The sequence below is a fragment of the Janibacter sp. Y6 genome (assembly GCF_040900765.1).
Classification (GTDB): domain Bacteria; phylum Actinomycetota; class Actinomycetes; order Actinomycetales; family Dermatophilaceae; genus Marihabitans; species Marihabitans melonis.
On record NZ_JAKLYZ010000001.1, the window covers coordinates 374,262 to 390,791 of the forward strand.

A 16,530-nucleotide genomic window follows, 5' to 3' on the forward strand; every position below is an offset into this window, starting at 1 on the left:
GCGCCGCACCCGGCGGTGCCGAGAGAGCAGGGGGCAGACGATGAGCACGCAGGCGAGCAGGACGCACGACGAGGAGAGCACGAAGGGGTGGCGCCGCCCGGCCGTCGGGACGGCCGCCGCGGCGCTGGTGGCGGCGGTGACGCTCGCGGGGTGCGGCTTCGGCGGGTCGTCCTCCGACTCCGGCGTCCCGCGGTCCGAGGGCGCGACGGCCCAGGGCGAGGGAGGCGCCGCCGAGGACTCCTCGGTCGCCGACGACCAGGACGCGAGCCGACCGGCCACCGGGGCGAAGGGGGCGACGGGCGCGCGCTCCCAGCAGCGCACCGTCGTCTCGCAGCAGCGCCTGGCCCGGAGCGCGACCCTCGACCTCACCGTCGCCGACGTCGACCAGGCCGCGGCGAAGGTCCGCAGCGCGGCCGCCCGGGTCGACGGCGCGGTGACCTCGGAGGAGGTCTCCTCGGACGAGGGTCACGCGTGGGGCGAGGTGGTCGTCACCGTGCCGAGCTCACGTCTCGACACGACCCTCGACGCGCTGTCCGAGCTCGGGACCGTCGAGCGGCGCACGACCTCGACGAGCGACGAGAGCTCGACCTACACCGACACCGCCTCGCGCATCAAGACCATGCGGGCCTCCATCGCCCGCGTCCAGCGGCTCATCGCGAGCACGGACGACATCGACCAGCTCGTCACCCTCGAGAGCGACCTGTCGACCCGCCAGGCGGACCTCGAGTCGCACCTGGCCCAGCTCAAGGACCTGGAGCGGCGCACGAGCACCTCGCCGGTGACGGTCAGCCTGTCGCAGGAGGGCGCGCCGGAGCGTGAGGACGAGGACGCGACGGGCTTCCTCGCGGGGCTGTCGGCCGGCTGGGACGCCTTCGGCAGCTCGGCGGCCGTGCTGCTCACGGTCCTGGGGGCGCTCACCCCCTTCGTCGCGCTCGGGCTGCTCGTCACCGCGCCGCTCGTGTGGTGGTGGCGGCGCCGGCGGGTCAGCGCGCCGCTCGTACCGGCTGCTGGTGGACCAGCTCGACGACACGGGTGAGGACGTCGGGGTCGGTGGTGGGCAGCACGCCGTGGCCGAGGTTGAAGATGTGGCCCGGCGCGGCGTGGCCCTCGGCCACGATGCGCTCGACCGCCGCCGCCAGCGGCTCCCACGGGGCGAAGAGGAGGGCGGGGTCGAGGTTGCCCTGGACGGCGTGGCGGCCCTCGAGCCGCTCGATCGCGTCGGCCAGCGAGGTCCGGTAGTCGACGCCGACGACGTCGGCCCCCGCCGCGCCCATGTCGCGCAGCAGCTCGCCGGTGCCGACCCCGAAGTGGATCGTCGGGACGTCGAGGTCGGCGACCATCGCCAGGGCCGCGGCCGAGTGGGGCTGCACGTGCGTCACGTAGTCGGCCCGCGAGAGGAAGCCGGCCCAGGAGTCGAAGAGCTGGACGACGCTCGCGCCGGCCTCGACCTGCACCCTCAGGAAGGCGCCCGCGATCCGCGCGAGACGCTCGCACAGGTCGTGCCACAGCTGGGGGTCGCCGTGCATGAGCGCCTTGGTGCGCTCGTGGTTCTTGCTCGGCCCGCCCTCGACGAGATAGCTGGCGAGGGTGAAGGGCGCCCCGGCGAAGCCGATGAGCGGGACCGGGCCGAGCTCGGCGACGAGGCGGCGCACCGACTCGGTGATGTCCGGGACGTGCTCGGGCGTCAGCTCGGGCAGCCGGTCGAGGTCGGCGCGGGTGCGGAAGGGCTCGGCGACCACCGGACCCCGGCCCGGCACGATGTCGAGGTCGACGCCCACGGCGTGCACCGGCACGACGATGTCGGAGAAGAAGATCGCCCCGTCGACGCCGTGACGGCGCACCGGCTGCATCGTGATCTCGGTGACGAGGTCGGGCGTGCGGCACGCGGCGAGCATCTCGTTGCCCTCGCGCAGCGCGCGGTACTCGGGCAGCGAGCGGCCGGCCTGACGCATGAACCACACGGGCGTGCGGCGCACGGGCAGCCCCCGGGCCGCGCGGACGAGGTCGCTGTCCGCCGAGGTCGTCGCCGCCTCGAGCGGCTGCTGCAGGCCCGGTGCGGCACCGGTGCGGTCGGCGCGGGCGTCGGCGGTGGGGTCGGCGGTGCTCACGCCCCGATCCTCCCCCACGGCCGGGCCGGTGACGAAACCCTCGTCCCCCCTTCGCCCGGGGCTCAGCCGGCGGCGAGCAGGACGACGCCGAGGAGGGCGAGGACGACCCCGATCCCCTGGACCGGCCGCAGCCGCTCGTGCAGCACGAGGGTCGCGAGCGCCACCGTCGCGACCGGGTAGAGCGAGGCGAGGACGCTGACGACCGACAGCGGGCCGCGCGTCGCGGCGAGCGCGTAGAGGACGTTGGCCCCGAGGTCGGCGACACCGACGAGCAGGATCCCGGGCAGGGTCGCGCGGGGCGGCACCCCCACCCGGCGCACGGCGAGCGCGCCGAGGAGCACGACGAGCGCGCCGACGACCTTGAGCGACCACAGGGTGTGCAGGACCGAGCTGTGCGACCCGCGCTCGACGAGCACGAGCGAGGCCCCCAGGCCGAGCGCCGCGAGGAGCGCGAGGAGGACCGGGAGGCCGGCGCGCTCCCCCCTCGCCCCCGTCCGCAGCTCAGGACCGCTCGCGAGGACGATGCCGACGACCGCGCAGAGGAGGCCGATGACGACGAGGACGCCGACCGGGTCGCCGCCGAGCAGCCCGACGACGACGGGGACGACGACGCCGCACGCGGCGACCGGCGCGACGACGCCCATGCGGCCCGCCGCGAGCCCCGCGTACAGCGCGCACAGGCCGAGGGTGCCGACGACCCCCGACAGGCTCCCCCACAGCCACCAGCGACCGGGCGGCAGCGGCCCGGCGGAGAGGACGGCGACGCTCGTGAGCACCGCGGCGACCGCCAGGCTCCACCCGAGGACGACCCCCGCGGGCGTGCGCCGCGACGTCAGCCCGGCGACGAAGTCCGAGCTGCCCCACACCACCGCCGCGAGGAGGCCGAGGACGAGGGTCACCCCGCGAGGTTAGGCGAAGGGGGAGGCCCCGGCCTGGCACCGCGGGGTCCCTGCGACGGGAGCGGGCTCCCTGACGCAGGCCCGGCAGGAGAGGATCGGCAGGTGAGCACTCGCACCGGACCCAGCCGGACGCCGGACCAGCGGTGGTTCGTCGAGGTCGCACGCCGGCCGAGCCTCGGGGTCGAGGTGACCAGCGGGCGAGCGTGGGTCGGCGTGGACCAGCAGGTAGGTCACGGGTCGGCCGACGCGCTGTACGCGCTGACCGACGAGCAGTACCGCACGGGGCTGGCCGAGCCCGACGCGCTGCGACCCTTCCTGGGTGAGTGCTGGTCCGGTCATCGCCCGGACCGGCTGCTCTTCAGCCCGGCGGGCGGTCGGTGGCGTCCCGAGCGCTGGTCGCCGTGGGTCGAGCGGACCGTGCCGCCCCGGGTCGCCGGAGAGATCTGGTGCCATCTCGACGCGCTGGGCGCGGCGGTCCACGACGACGCCGTCGCCCGGTCACGTGCCCTGGCCGGCGGCACGGCCCGGGCCGTCGAGCGCGACGGCGTGCTCGTCGGGGTCGAGCTCGACCTGGCCGGTGAGGCCGCACATCCGCGGACGGGAGCGCTGGTCGTCGGCCTGGACGCCGGCAGCGATCGCGCGCAGGTGGCCGCGGTCCTCGGCGACCCGGTCGGCGACGGGCCCGACGTCCATCGTCTCGAGGGCGATCGACTCACCGCACGCTACGACGACGCCGGCGGGCTCGTCGGCCTGAGGCTCTCCCGTCCGGCTCCGCCCACGGCACCCGTCGGGGCCATCGGGGTCATGCTCCACGCGCTCGGTCAGGACGAGGGCAGCGCGCCGCTCGGGGCGTTGATCGCCCTGCTCGGCGAGCCGCGTCGTCGGTGGACGGACTCGCTGCTGGGGTCGCGGCGCATGATCGAGCTCGCCGGTGGGGTCGAGGTGCTGCTCGAGGACCGGCGCGTGACCGAGGTCCGCACGCCCGCGCTGCACCCCGACGAGGGCCGACCCGCCCTGCTGCCCGGTCTGACCCGACCGCCGTCCCGGGGCGAGGTGGCCGGCGCCCTGGGGCACCCGGTGATGACCACCGCGGACCTGGACCTCTTCCGGTCCCCGGTCGGTGACGTGGTGGTCGGCTACGGAGCCCTCGGGACCGCGGTCGCCCCGAGATCGGTCTCGGTCCGGGCTCGGGGCGGTCACGCGGTCCCCGACCGCCGGTGGCGGGTGAGCGGCGACCTGGTGACCTTCCTCGACACCCTCGGCCGCGGCCGTGACCACCCTCTGGTCGACCGGGTGCGCGCGCTGCCCGGGGTGCGCGTCGGGTTCCGGGCCAACCGGGTCGACGAGATCGAGCTGGGCGGGCGCCATGGCGAGCACCGGTTCGCCGCGGCTGTCGACGGTCTGCCGCCGCAGCCGACGCGGGCAGACCTGCGCGCCCTGCGCCAGGGACTTGCGCCGGCGCGCTCCAATCCTCAGCGGGTCGAGCAGCGACCCGTGGACGGCGGGGTGTGGACCGTCCGCTACGACGACGCCGACCGGGTGACCAGCATGGTCGTCAGCCGGGACTGATCGGCCCGGCGTGGGAAGGCCGAGGACGAGGGTCATCCCGCGAGGCCAGGCGAAGGGGGAGCCCCCGGCGTGGCAACTCCCGCGGGGTCACCGGTCGACCTACCCTCGCGACGTGGCCACCCGACCGACCTCCGCGCAGGGCGCGGACGACTTCGAGCACGCTCTCAGCGCGCTGCACGCGGCGAGCGTGCGGCCCGAGGTGCGGCTCACCGAGGTCCCCGCACCCACCCGGATCGCCCCGCACGCCGTGGCGATGACCGGAGACGTGCTCGACGCGAACGGCGAGGACGAGCTCGCCACCGGACGCTTCGTGCTGCTGCACGACCCCTCCGAGCCCGAGCCGTGGGGCGGCCCGTGGCGGGTCGTCACCTACGCACGCGCCGAGCTCGAGCCCGAGGTCGCGACCGACCCGGTGCTCGGCGAGGTGGGCTGGTCCTGGCTCGTCGACGCCCTGGAGGAGCGTGGTGTCGAGCTCGTCGCCGAGGCCGGCACGGTGACGCGCGTCGTCTCGGAGTCCTACGGCGACCTCGAGGACCGCTCGGTGAGCGTCGAGATGGAGATCCGCGCGTCGTGGAGCCCGCAGGACGCCCAGGTCGGGGAGCACCTCGAGGCGTGGGTCGACCTGCTGTGCACGATCGGCGGGCTGCCCCCGCTGCCCGACGGCGTCGTCGCCCTGCCGGGGAGGCGCCGATGAGCACCGCCGGAGGCGGACCGGACGAGAGCGGTCCCTCCGAGGTCCGTGACCTCGAGGAGGCCGCCGAGCAGCCCACCCCTGCTCCTCTGCCCGTGCTCTCCGAGCCGGCCGAGGGTGTGCCCGACGTCGTGACGACCGAGCGCGGTCTGCTCGAGTGCGCCGAGGCGATCGCCCGCGGCAGCGGCCCCGTGGCCCTCGACGCCGAGCGGGCCTCGGGCTACCGCTACGGCCAGCGCGCCTACCTCGTGCAGGTGCGCCGCGACGACGCCGGCACCTGGCTGCTCGACCCGATGGCCGTGCCCGACCTCTCTCCGCTCGACCGCGCGATCGGCAGCGGCGAGTGGCTGCTGCACGCCGCGACCCAGGACCTCGCCTGCCTCGCCGAGGTCGGCCTGCGGCCGCGCCAGCTCTTCGACACCGAGCTCGCCGCCCGTCTGCTCGGGCTGCCCCGCGTCGGCCTGGCCGCCGTCGTCGAGCACTACCTCGGGCTGAGCCTGGCCAAGGAGCACTCGGCGGTCGACTGGTCGACCCGCCCGCTGCCCGAGCCGTGGCTGCGCTACGCGGCGCTCGACGTCGAGGTGCTCGGCGAGGTGCGCAACCTCATGGGCATCGACCTCGCCGTGCAGGGCAAGGCCGAGTGGGCGCGCCAGGAGTTCGAGGCGCTGCTCACCTGGCAGCCGGCCGTCAAGGACGACCCGTGGCGGCGCACCTCGGGGATGCACAAGATCCGCAAGCCGCGCGTCCTCGCGACCGTGCGCGAGCTCTGGTACGCCCGCGACGCCATCGCCCAGGAGCGCGACATCTCCCCCGGCCGGGTCGTCCCGGACGCGGCGCTCGTCGCCATCGCCATGGAGTCCCCGACGACAGCGGCCGACCTGCCGACCTCGCCGCGCAGCGTGCCGCGCTACGGCCGGCACTGGCTCGCCGCGGTCGAGCGGGCCGCGGCGCTGCCCGACTCCGAGCTGCCCCCGGTGTCCGTGCGCACCGACGCCCCGCCGCCGCAGCGCAGCTGGCCCGACCGCAACCCCGTCGCCGCGGCCCGGCTCACGACGACCCGCGAGATGCTCACGGCCTTCGCCGAGGCGCACACGATCCCGGTCGAGAACGTCTGCGCGCCCGACCCGCTGCGTCGCGTCGTGTGGACCCCCCCGGAGCAGACCGACGCCGCCGGCTTCGAGGCGGCGCTCGCCGCGCACGGCGTGCGGCCCTGGCAGCGAGAGGTCGTCGCCCCGATGCTGGCGGCAGCCTTCGAGGAGCACACGGGCTGACCCCGCTCGGCCGCCGCTCGTCCCCCTTCGCTCCCGCTCTGACGCGCGCTACGACGCAGTAGTGGTCGTGGTCGCGACCAGTACTGCGTCGTAGCGCGCGTCGAAGGGGGCACCGTCACCCGGCGGCGAAGGGGGCACCGTCACCCGGCGGCGAAGGGGGCACCGTCACCCGGCGGCGAAGGGGGCACCGTCACCCCGCGGCGACGGGGTACCGCCATCCGGCGGCGAAGGGGACACCGTCAGCCGGCGCGACGGGGCGCGTCAGCGGGCGCGGGCGGCCAGGTCCGCGAGCAGGTCGGCGACCTCGCCGGGAGCCTCCTCGGCCATGTGGTGGCCCGACCCGACGACGACCTCGACGACGTCGTCGGCCCAGTCCTGCCAGATCCGCACCGGCTCGCCGTACAGCTCGGCGAGGTCGTCGTCGCGGCTGCGGGCGAAGGTCGTCGGCATGCGCAGCCGCCTCCCCGCGGCCTGGTCGGCCTCCTCGTCCGCGCGGTCGACGCCCAGTCCCGCGCGGTAGTCCTCGAGCATCGCCCGCACGACCTGCGGACGCACGAGCGCCTCCTCGAGCTCGGCGAGCGCCACGGCGCCCATGTGCTGCGAGGACGGCGCGTACCAGGCGAGCGGGTCGGCGAGGATCGCGCGCTCGGGCTTGTCGGGCATCGCGAAGAAGAACCAGTGCGGCCACGCCGCGGCGAAGCGTGCGTCGCACCGCGCCAGCGCCTCGCTGATCGGCACCCCGTCGAGCACCCCGAGGGCGGCGACGCGGTCGGGGTGGTCGAGGGCCAGCCGCAGCGCGACGTAGCAGCCGCGGTCGTGCCCGGCGAGCACGACGCGAGGCACGTCGAGGACGTCGAGCAGCCGCACGAGGTCGCCCGCGACGGCGCGCTTGGACTGCTGCCGGTGGTCAGGCAGCGGGTCCGGCGAGGTCGAGGCGCCGTAGCCGCGCATGTCGGGACGACGACGTCGTGCCCGCGCTCGACGAGCCGACGGGCCACCTCGTGCCACGTCGCGCCGGTGCGCGGGTGTCCGTGGACGAGGAGCACCGGCGAGCGCGCGGGGTCGGTGAGCCGGTGACGCACCCGCAGGACGACCTCGCCGACGTCGACCCGCTCGTCGGCGAAGCCCTCGAACATCTCGGCGCCGCTCATCCGCCCACCCTGCCGCACCCCCTTCGCCCCGGCGGTCCCCGCGCTCCCCCGTCGTCCCCCATCCCTGTCCACCCACCCGCCCAGACCCCCACCTACCCCGCCGTACTGGTGGTGATCGCCCCACCGACGGGGTGGTTGGCGGGGGTCTCGGCGGGGCGGGGTGGGACAACTCACCCCACCACCCCTCGTGCGGTGAGCGCTCGCTTAGTAGCCTGACGTCACCCCGCCATCCCGGTGGGGACCCCCGAGCGAAAGTGAAGGCCGCCGTGCCCCGCACCCCGCGTGAGGTCGTCTTCGTCGATGGCGTGCGTACGCCATTCGGCAAGGCCGGTGAGAAGGGCATGTACGCCCAGACCCGTGCCGACGACCTGGTCATCAAGTGCATCCGTGAGCTCCTGCGTCGCAACCCCGACCTGCCGCCGGAGCGCGTCGAGGAGGTCGCCATCGCCGCGACCACCCAGATCGGCGACCAGGGCCTGACCCTCGGCCGGATGGCCGCCCTGCTGTCCGGGCTGCCGAAGACCACCCCCGGCTACAGCGTCGACCGCATGTGCGCGGGCGCGATGACGGCGGTGACCAACGTCGCCGGCGCGATCTCCTTCGGCGCGATCGACGTCGCCGTCGCCGGTGGCGTCGAGCACATGGGGCGTCACCCCATGGGCGAAGGGGTCGACCCCAACCCCCGCGTCGTCGCCGAGAAGCTCGTCGACCCCAGCGCGCTCGTCATGGGCAAGACGGCCGAGAACCTCCACGACCGCTACCCGAGCCTGACCAAGGAGCGCAGCGACGCCTACGCCCTGGGCAGCCAGCGCAAGCTCGCGCAGGCCTACGAGGACGGCAAGATCCAGCCCGACCTCGTCGAGGTCGCGACCCGGCACGCCGAGAAGGGCTGGGGGCTCGCGACGGCCGACGAGCCGCCGCGCCCGCAGACCACCCTCGAGGACCTCGCCGGGCTGAAGACCCCCTTCCGCCCCCACGGCAACGTCACCGCCGGCAACGCCGCCGGTCTCAACGACGGCGCGACCGCGTGCCTCATCGCCTCCGAGCAGGCCGCCGCCGAGCTCGGCCTGCCGGTGCGCATGCGTCTCGTGGACTTCGCCTTCGTCGGCGTCGAGCCGGAGGTCATGGGCTACGGCCCGGTCCCCGCGGCCGAGAAGGCCCTGGCCAAGGCCGGTCTGAGCATCGACGACATCGGCCTCTTCGAGCTCAACGAGGCGTTCGCCGTGCAGGTGCTCGCCTTCCTCGAGCACTTCGGCATCGCCGACGACGACGAGCGCGTCAACCGCTACGGCGGCGCCATCGCCACCGGGCACCCCCTCGCGAGCTCCGGCGTGCGTCTCATGACCCAGCTCGCGCGTCAGTTCGAGGAGGACCCGAGCGTGCGCTACGGCATGACCGCGATGTGCATCGGCATCGGCATGGGTGGCGCCGTCATCTGGGAGAACCCCCACCACGCCGACTACGGCTCCGACACGACGAGCGAGGCCTGAGCCATGACGACCACCGCAGCCCCGACGACCGCGCACGACGAGGTCGTCACCCACGCCCCCGCCCAGGACGTCACCCTCCCCGGCGGCGCCGGGACGATGGCCCTCATCACCCTCGACAACGGCCTCGACCACACCCGGCCGAGCACCTTCGGCCCCCAGGGCCTCGCCGAGCTCTCGCAGACCGTCGCCGAGGCGCGGCGCCGCGCCGAGGCCGGCGAGATCCAGGCCGTCGGCATCACCGGCAAGCCCTTCGTCTTCGCCGTCGGCGCCGACCTCTCCGGGGTCCCGCACGTCACCTCCCGTGACGAGGCGCGCGAGATCGCCCGAGCCGGCCACGCAGCCTTCGCCGCGGTCATGGACCTGCCGGTGCCGACCTTCGCGTTCGTCAACGGCGCCGCGATGGGCGGCGGCGTCGAGATCGCGCTCGCGTGCGACTACCGCACGATCTCCGCGGGTGTCCCCGCGATCGCCCTGCCCGAGGTCTTCCTCGGTCTCGTGCCCGGGTGGGGCGGCTGCTACCTGCTGCCCCGCCTCGTCGGGCCCGAGGCGGCCCTCAAGGTCGTCGTCGAGAACCCCCTCAGCCAGAACCGCATGCTCTCCGGCCCGCAGGCCGCGAAGCTCGGCATGGCCGACACGATCTTCGCCCCCGTCGACTTCCTCGAGGACTCGATCCGCTGGGCCGCCTCGGTCCTGCGCGGCGAGACCACCGTCGAGCGCGCCCCGGTGAGCGACGACGAAGGGGTGTGGGCCGCGGCCTGCGACGCCGCCCGGGCTCTCGCCGACGCGAAGACCTCGCGCACCTCTCCGGCGCCGTACCGCGCCATCGACCTCGTCCAGGCGGCCCGCACGGCCGGCCGCGACGAGGCCTTCGCCGCGGAGGACGAGGCCCTCTCCGATCTCGTCATGGGTGACGAGCTGCGCGCCGGGCTCTACGCCTTCGACCTCGTGCAGAAGCGCGCGAAGCGTCCCGCCGGCGCCCCGGACAAGTCGCTGGCCCGTCCCGTGGGCAAGGTCGGCATCGTCGGCGCGGGCCTCATGGCCAGCCAGCTCGCGATGCTCGTCATCCGCTCGCTCAAGGTGCCGGTCGTCATGACCGACCTCGACCAGGACCGCGTCGACAAGGGCGTCGGCTACGTCCACGCCGAGATCGAGAAGTCGCTGGCCAAGGGCAAGATCAGCCAGGACAAGGCCAACCAGCTGCGCGGCCTCGTGACCGGCTCGACGAGCAAGGACGGCTTCGCCGACGCCGACCTCGTCATCGAGGCGGTCTTCGAGGAGATCTCGGTCAAGAAGCAGGTGTGGGCCGAGGTCGAGGCCGTCGTGCGCCCCGAGTGCGTGCTGGCCTCGAACACCTCGTCGTTGTCGATCACGGAGATGGCCGCCGACCTCGAGCACCCCGAGCGGGTCGTCGGCTTCCACTTCTTCAACCCCGTCGCCGTCATGCCGCTGCTGGAGATCATCCCCGGCGAGCGCACCGACGACGCGACCCTCGCGACGGCCTTCGCCGCCGGCAAGGGCCTGAAGAAGACGTGCATCCTCGTGGGGGACAGCCCGTCCTTCATCACCAACCGCCTGCTGGGCCGATTCATGGGCGAGTTCAGCCGGGTCGTCGACGAGGGCACCCCAGTCGAGGTCGCCGAGCGCGGCGTCGCCGGGCTCGCGCCGATGCCCCCCTTCGTCCTGCTCGGTCTCGTCGGCCCGCCGATCGCGCTGCACAACAGCGAGACCCTGCACCGGGCCCTCGGTGACCGCTTCTACGTCTCGCCGAACCTGCAGACCATGGTCGAGATGAAGAAGCCGGGCTACTACCTGTGGCAGGACGGCACGCCCGTCGCCGACCCGGAGCTGCTCGCCGCCCAGGTCGCGCCGGAGCAGCCCGTCGAGCTCACCGTCGAGCAGGTCCGCGAGCGCGTCCTCGGGGTCATCGCCGAGGAGGTGCGCCTCATGCTCGACGAGGGCGTCGCGCAGGCCCCGATGGACATCGACCTCGCGATGATCACCGGCGCCGGCTTCCAGTTCTGGAACGGCGGGATCACCCCGCTGCTCGACCGCGAGGGCGTGTCCGAGCGCGTCACCGGGCAGCGCTTCCTGCCGCCGGGCGTCGCCTCCGTCCCGGCCTGACCACGCGCTACGGCGCAGTACTGGTCGTGATGACGACCAGTACTGCGCCGTAGCAGGAGCCCGAAGGGGGACCCGCGCACCTCGCGCGGGTCCCCCTTCGTCGTGCCGTCGGGGCTACCCCGCGACGGGGGCGTCGCCGGTCTGCACCGCCCACAGCGCGGCGTAGAGGCCGCCCTGCTCGACGAGCTCGTCGTGGCTGCCGGCCTCGACGACCCGTCCCGAGTCCATGACCCAGATGCGGTCTGCGTGCCGCACGGTCGACAGGCGGTGCGCGACGACGACCGCCGTGCGCCCGCGCGTCGCGGTGCGCAGCGAGCGCTGGATCGCGGCCTCGGTCTCGTTGTCGACCGCGCTCGTCGCCTCGTCGAGCACGAGGATCGAGGGGTCGCGCAGGAGCGCTCGGGCGAGGGCGATGCGCTGGCGCTGGCCGCCCGAGAGCGTCACGCCGCGCTCCCCCACCCACGTGTCGAGCCCCTCGGGCAGCGCGTCGACGACGTCGAGCGCGGCGGCGGCGTCGGCGGCCGCGCGGATCTGCTCACGGGTCGCGTCGGGCCGCCCGTAGGCGATGTTCTCGCCGATCGTCCCGGCGAAGAGGTAGATGTCCTGGGCGACGTAGCCGATGGACCCGCGCAGCGAGTCCCAGTCGAGCTCGCGCACGTCACGGCCGTCGAGGAGCACCCGGCCGGCGCGCGGGTCGTCGAAGCGCAGCAGGTGGCGCAGCACGGTCGACTTGCCCGACCCCGTCGCCCCGACGAGCGCGTGCGTCTGCCCGGCGGGGATGACGAGGTCGATGCCGTGGAGCACGTCGGGGCCGTCGGCGTAGCCCGCCCGCACGCCCTGCAGCTCGATGCGCCCCTCCGCGGGGCCCTCGACCTCCTGCGCACCCGGGCGCACCCCCACCGGCTCCTGCAGCAGCCCGAGCACCCGCACGACGGAGGCCCGCCCGCGCTGGTAGAGGTCGAGCACCTCGGCGACGTCGGTGAGCGGCCACAGCAGGCGCTGCGTCATGAAGACGAGCACCGAGTACAGCCCGACGGCGAGGTCGCCGTCGAGCACCTGCCACCCGCCGACGAGCAGGGTGCACGTGAAGCCGGCGAGGATCGCCATGCGCACGAGGGGCACGAAGGCGGCCGAGGACCGGATGGCCGTGATGTTGGCCTGGCGGTAGGCGTCCGAGCTCGCGCTGATCCGCTCGGTCTCGCGGGGCTCGGCGGTGAAGGCCTTGATCGTCGCCAGCCCGGCGAGGTTGGCCGAGAGCGCGCCGGAGAGGTCGGCGACGGCCTCGCGGACGCGGGCGTAGAGCGGCTGCAGCCGCCGCTGGAAGACGAGAGCGCCGCCGATGACGAGCGGGATGGGCAGGAAGGCGAGGACGAGCAGCTGCCACGACGCGACCGCGAAGACCGCCCCGACGAGCACGACGTTGAGCGCGGTCTGCAGGATCGAGGGCACGCCGACGTCGAGGAAGCGCTCGAGCTGGTTGATGTCGTCGTTGACGACCGCCAGGGTCGCGCCCTGCGGGCGGCGCTCGTGCCAGCCGAGGTCGAGGCGCTGCGCGTGGTCGTAGGCCTCGACCCTCAGGTCGTGCTCGACGGCCTGCGAGAGCCCGCGGAAGAGCACCGCGGCGAGGTACTCCGTGAGCGACTCGACGACCCAGACGACGACGTTGATCGCCGCCAGCCACGCGAGCTGGCCGTAGCGCGACTCGACGCCGAGGAGCTCGCCGACGAAGGACCGGTCGCCCCGCACCACGACGTCGATCGCGGCGCCGATGAGCAGCTCGGGCACGACGTCGGCGATCTTGTTGAGCGTCGACATGAGCAGCGCGAGGACGAAGCGTCCCCGGTAGGCGCGGTAGCGCTCCCACAGCGCGCGAAGGGGGCGGCTCGGGTCGTCGGCGGGCCGCGGGGCGGCCGTCGGGTCGGCCGCGGTCTGCGGCGGGCGGGTGCTCGTGCTGCTGCTCACGGAGGTGATGCGCTCCCATCGGGGGTCGTCAGGTAAGGGTCACCTTAGGGGGCAGCTTGCGGGCGACCGGCAGCGGTGCGCTGCGGCCCGGACAGGCCTACCCTCCCCTGGTGGAGACCGCGATCACCCTCGTGCTGCTCGCCGTGACCGTCCTCGCCGGCACCGCGGTGAGCGAGCGGCTCCGGGTGCCGGCACCACTGCTCCTCGTCCTCGTCGGCGCGCTGGGGTCGCTGCTCCCCTTCGCCCCCACGATCGAGCTGAGCCCCGAGGTCGTGCTGCTCGGGCTGCTGCCACCGCTGCTGTACTCGGCGGCGCTGCAGACCTCGCTCGTCGACTTCCGCGCCAACCGTGGCGCGATCCTCGCCCTGTCCGTCGGGCTGGTCCTCGCGACGACCGCCGTCGTCGCCGTCGTCGTGCGCCAGCTCGTGCCCGACCTCTCCTGGCCCGCGGCCGTGGCCATCGGCGCCGTCGTCGCCCCGCCCGACGCCGTCGCGGCGACCGCCGTCGCCCGCCGGATCGGGCTGCCCCGGCGGGTCGTGACGATCCTCGAGGGCGAGTCGCTCTTCAACGACGCGACCGCCCTCGTCGCGCTGCGCACCGCCATCGCCGCGACCGCCGGCGGCGTCGCGGTCCTCGACGTCGCCCTCGACTTCGTCGTCGCCGCCGGCGGCGGCGCCCTCGTCGGCCTGCTCGCCTTCGTCGTCGTCGCGAAGGTCCGCCGGCGCGTCACCGACCCCCTCCTCGACACGGCGATCTCGCTCGTCACCCCCTTCGCCGCCTACATCTGCGCCGAGGAGATCGAGGCCTCCGGCGTCATCGCCGTCGTCGTCGCCGGGCTGCTCCTCGGCCACAAGGCACCCCTCGTGCAGACCGCCCGCTCCCGGATCACCGAGCAGATGACGTGGGCGAGCATCGCCTTCGTCCTCGAGGGCGCGGTCTTCCTGCTCATCGGCCTCCAGGCGAGCGCCCTCGTCGACGAGGTGCGCCGCAGCGACATCGGCGTCGGCCGGGTCGTCCTCGTGTGCCTCGCGGTGCTCGCGACCGTCGTCGTCGTGCGCGTCGCGTGGGTCTTCAGCACCCGGGCGCTGCTCGGCCGCACCCGGCGGGCCGCGGCCCTGCCGCCCCGCCAGGCCCTCCTCGTCGGCTGGGCCGGCATGCGCGGCGTCGTCACCCTCGCGGCCGCCTACGTCATCCCCGACGACACGCCGCACCGCGAGGTCGTGCTCATGATCGCCTTCACCACGGTGGCCGGCACGCTCTTCGCCCAGGGGCTCACCCTGCCCCTGCTCACCCGTCTGCTCGGCGTGCCGCCGCCCGACCCCGCCTCCGACGCGCTCGCCCGCGCGACGGTCCTGCAGCAGGCCGGCGAGGCCGGCTTCGCCCGGCTCGACGAGCTCGACCCGGCCGAGCTCGGCCCGGAGGAGCACGGGGTCGCCGAGATGGTCCGCACCCGGGTCGAGCAGCGCAGCTTCGCCGCGTGGGAGCGGCTCGGCACGCGTGACGGCGCGCAGAGCCCGGCCGCCCTCTACGCCAGGGTGCGCCAGGAGATGCTCGCCGCCGAGCGGGAGCGGGTGCTCCAGATCCGCAGCGAGGGCGAGATGCCCTCGCAGGTCATCCGCGAGGTCCTCGCGATGCTCGACATCGAAGAGTCGATGGTCGAGGCCGCGCGTCAGGACGAGCCCGCCCCCGCCCCCACCGCCGACACCGTCGCCGCCGGCGCCTCGTGCGACGACCTCGACGCCCATCCCGCGCTCGACGAGGCGACGGCGCAGACCTGCCCGGCGTGCGAGGCCGAGGGCACGCCGTGGGTGACCCTGCGGCGCTGCCTCGGGTGCGGCGAGGTCGGCTGCTGCGACTCCTCGCCGCAGCGGCACGCGTCGCGCCACTTCGAGCACACCCAGCACCCCGTCATGCAGTCCGCCGAGCCGGACGAGTCGTGGCGGTGGTGCTTCGTCCACCAGCTGAGCGGCTGAGAGCAGGCACGTCATGAGCGACCCCGCGATCATCGTCATCGCCCCCGAGCACGGCGACGAGCTGCGTACCCAGTTCCGGCGCTACGAGGGCGAGTACACCGTCGTCGTCGCCCCCGACCTCGCCTCCGCGGAGGCGCACGGACGCGCGCTCCAGGACGCCGGCACCCCGGTGGCGCTCTTCGTCACCGAGTCGCTCGTCCCCGGCACCGACATCCACGCCCTGCTCGTCAAGCTCCGCGGTGTCGTGCCGACGGCGCGCCGGGTCGTCCTCTCGCCGTGGGAGCGCTTCCGCGCCGAGGCCCCGGCGCTGCGCCCCGGGCTGGCGAAGGGGGTGTACGACGCCTTCCTCCTCCTGCCGCGCGGGGTGCGCGACGAGGAGTTCCACAGCGCGGTCGGCGAGCTGCTCAACGACTGGAACGCGACCGTCGGCGCGCCGGTCGTCGAGACGGTCTCGATCATCGCCCCGTCGCTCACCGGCGTCGCCCTCGACGTCCGCGGGCTGCTCGAGCGCACTGGTCTGCCCGTCGGGGTGCACACGCCCGACAGCCCCCGGGGGCGCGAGGTGCCGGCGTCGACTACCGGCGCCTCGGGGTGCCCTCGGTCGAGGCCTTCGTCGGTCGGGGCGTGCACTACGGCGCCGCGATGGCGGTCGCCCGCGAGATGGAGGGGCTCGACGCCTACGTCGTCGGCGGCGGCAACTCCGCCGGCCAGGCCGCCGTCCACCTCGCCCGGTACGCACGCTCCGTGACCGTCGTCGTCCGACGGCCCGACCTCTCCTCGACGATGTCCTCCTACCTCGTCGGCGAGATCCGGCACAACCCGCGCATCACCGTCCTCGGGCGCACCGAGATCACCGACGCCGGTGCGCAGGACGCCGACGACGCGGCCCGGCTCGAGTGGCTGGAGCTCACCGACTGCGACACCGGGCAGAGCCGGCGCGTCCCCGCCGGCGGCCTCTTCCTCCTGCTGGGCGCGCGGACGGCGTGCGACTGGGTGCCCGATGCCCTCGCCCGTGACGAGCGCGGCTTCGTCCTCACCGGTCGCGACGTGCCCCGCGACGCCTGGGTCGACGACCTCCCGCCGGCCGACCTAACGACGACGGTGCCGGGCGTCTTCGCCGTCGGGGACATCCGCGCCGGCTCGATGAAGAGGGTCACCTCCGCCGCCGGCGAAGGGGCGTCCGTCGTCCCCCAGGTGCACCTCCACCTCTCCCCGGAGGCTCCCCCTTCGCCCGGGATGCCCACCGACGGCAGCCGCGCCACGCCGGACGTCGACTTGAGTTAACTCATATATGA

The 16,530-nt window shown here is 74.7% G+C and carries 12 protein-coding genes; 8 read left to right on the plus strand and 4 right to left on the minus strand.

Going from position 1 to position 16,530, the window contains the following annotated elements:
• Nucleotides 1-40 precede the first annotated feature (40 nt).
• The gene (locus tag L6241_RS01825; RefSeq protein ID WP_368244521.1) at nucleotides 41-1,036 is read left to right on the plus strand and encodes a DUF4349 domain-containing protein; all 996 of its coding nucleotides are present in this window, start codon (nucleotides 41-43) and stop codon (nucleotides 1,034-1,036) included.
• Here the strand turns inward: L6241_RS01825 and hemE are convergent.
• Nucleotides 984-2,048 carry a uroporphyrinogen decarboxylase gene (hemE, locus tag L6241_RS01830; RefSeq protein WP_191563827.1) on the minus strand — a complete coding sequence of 355 codons (1,065 nt, stop codon included), beginning with the start codon at nucleotides 2,046-2,048 and terminating at the stop codon, nucleotides 984-986. The genes L6241_RS01825 and hemE overlap by 53 nt on opposite strands.
• Nucleotides 2,049-2,170: 122 nt before the next feature.
• A complete protein-coding gene (locus L6241_RS01835; protein ID WP_368244522.1) occupies nucleotides 2,171-3,007 on the minus strand; it encodes an EamA family transporter in 837 nt (278 codons plus the stop codon).
• A 102-nt stretch (nucleotides 3,008-3,109) separates the two neighbouring features.
• Here L6241_RS01835 and L6241_RS01840 point away from each other — a divergent pair, with 102 nt between their 5' ends.
• The 3 genes from L6241_RS01840 to L6241_RS01850 all read left to right on the plus strand — a co-directional run bounded on the left by L6241_RS01840 (nucleotide 3,110) and on the right by L6241_RS01850 (nucleotide 6,538).
• Nucleotides 3,110-4,576, plus strand: a complete 1,467-nt coding sequence (locus L6241_RS01840) for a hypothetical protein (RefSeq protein WP_368244523.1) — start codon at nucleotides 3,110-3,112, stop codon at nucleotides 4,574-4,576.
• A 112-nt stretch (nucleotides 4,577-4,688) separates the two neighbouring features.
• Complete coding sequence (locus L6241_RS01845; RefSeq protein WP_068275439.1) at nucleotides 4,689-5,270, plus strand: DUF3000 domain-containing protein; 582 nt, start codon at nucleotides 4,689-4,691, stop codon at nucleotides 5,268-5,270.
• Complete coding sequence (locus tag L6241_RS01850; RefSeq protein WP_191563802.1) at nucleotides 5,267-6,538, plus strand: HRDC domain-containing protein; 1,272 nt, start codon at nucleotides 5,267-5,269, stop codon at nucleotides 6,536-6,538. Before L6241_RS01845 ends, L6241_RS01850 begins: the two co-directional genes overlap by 4 nt.
• Nucleotides 6,539-6,799: 261 nt before the next feature.
• On the opposite strand, the gene L6241_RS01855 is transcribed toward L6241_RS01850, so the two are convergent.
• Nucleotides 6,800-7,489, minus strand: a complete 690-nt coding sequence (locus tag L6241_RS01855; protein WP_368244524.1) for an alpha/beta hydrolase — start codon at nucleotides 7,487-7,489, stop codon at nucleotides 6,800-6,802.
• Between the two features lie 466 nt (nucleotides 7,490-7,955).
• Here L6241_RS01855 and L6241_RS01860 point away from each other — a divergent pair, with 466 nt between their 5' ends.
• Nucleotides 7,956-9,179, plus strand: coding sequence for a thiolase family protein (locus tag L6241_RS01860; protein WP_191564874.1), 1,224 nt, complete (start codon nucleotides 7,956-7,958; stop codon nucleotides 9,177-9,179).
• A gap of 3 nt (nucleotides 9,180-9,182) precedes the next feature.
• Nucleotides 9,183-11,300 carry a 3-hydroxyacyl-CoA dehydrogenase NAD-binding domain-containing protein gene (locus L6241_RS01865; protein ID WP_368244525.1) on the plus strand — a complete coding sequence of 706 codons (2,118 nt, stop codon included), beginning with the start codon at nucleotides 9,183-9,185 and terminating at the stop codon, nucleotides 11,298-11,300.
• A 114-nt stretch (nucleotides 11,301-11,414) separates the two neighbouring features.
• On the opposite strand, the gene L6241_RS01870 is transcribed toward L6241_RS01865, so the two are convergent.
• On the minus strand, nucleotides 11,415-13,262 hold the full coding sequence (locus L6241_RS01870) for an ABC transporter ATP-binding protein (protein ID WP_123091897.1): 1,848 nt from the start codon (nucleotides 13,260-13,262) through the stop codon (nucleotides 11,415-11,417).
• 110 nt (nucleotides 13,263-13,372) lie between these two features.
• Between L6241_RS01870 and L6241_RS01875 the strand changes: the two genes are divergently transcribed.
• A complete protein-coding gene (locus tag L6241_RS01875) occupies nucleotides 13,373-15,235 on the plus strand; it encodes a Na+/H+ antiporter (RefSeq protein ID WP_368244526.1) in 1,863 nt (620 codons plus the stop codon).
• A 624-nt stretch (nucleotides 15,236-15,859) separates the two neighbouring features.
• The gene (locus L6241_RS01880) at nucleotides 15,860-16,519 is read left to right on the plus strand and encodes an NAD(P)/FAD-dependent oxidoreductase (RefSeq protein WP_368244527.1); all 660 of its coding nucleotides are present in this window, start codon (nucleotides 15,860-15,862) and stop codon (nucleotides 16,517-16,519) included.
• The last annotated feature ends 11 nt before the right edge of the window (nucleotides 16,520-16,530 follow it).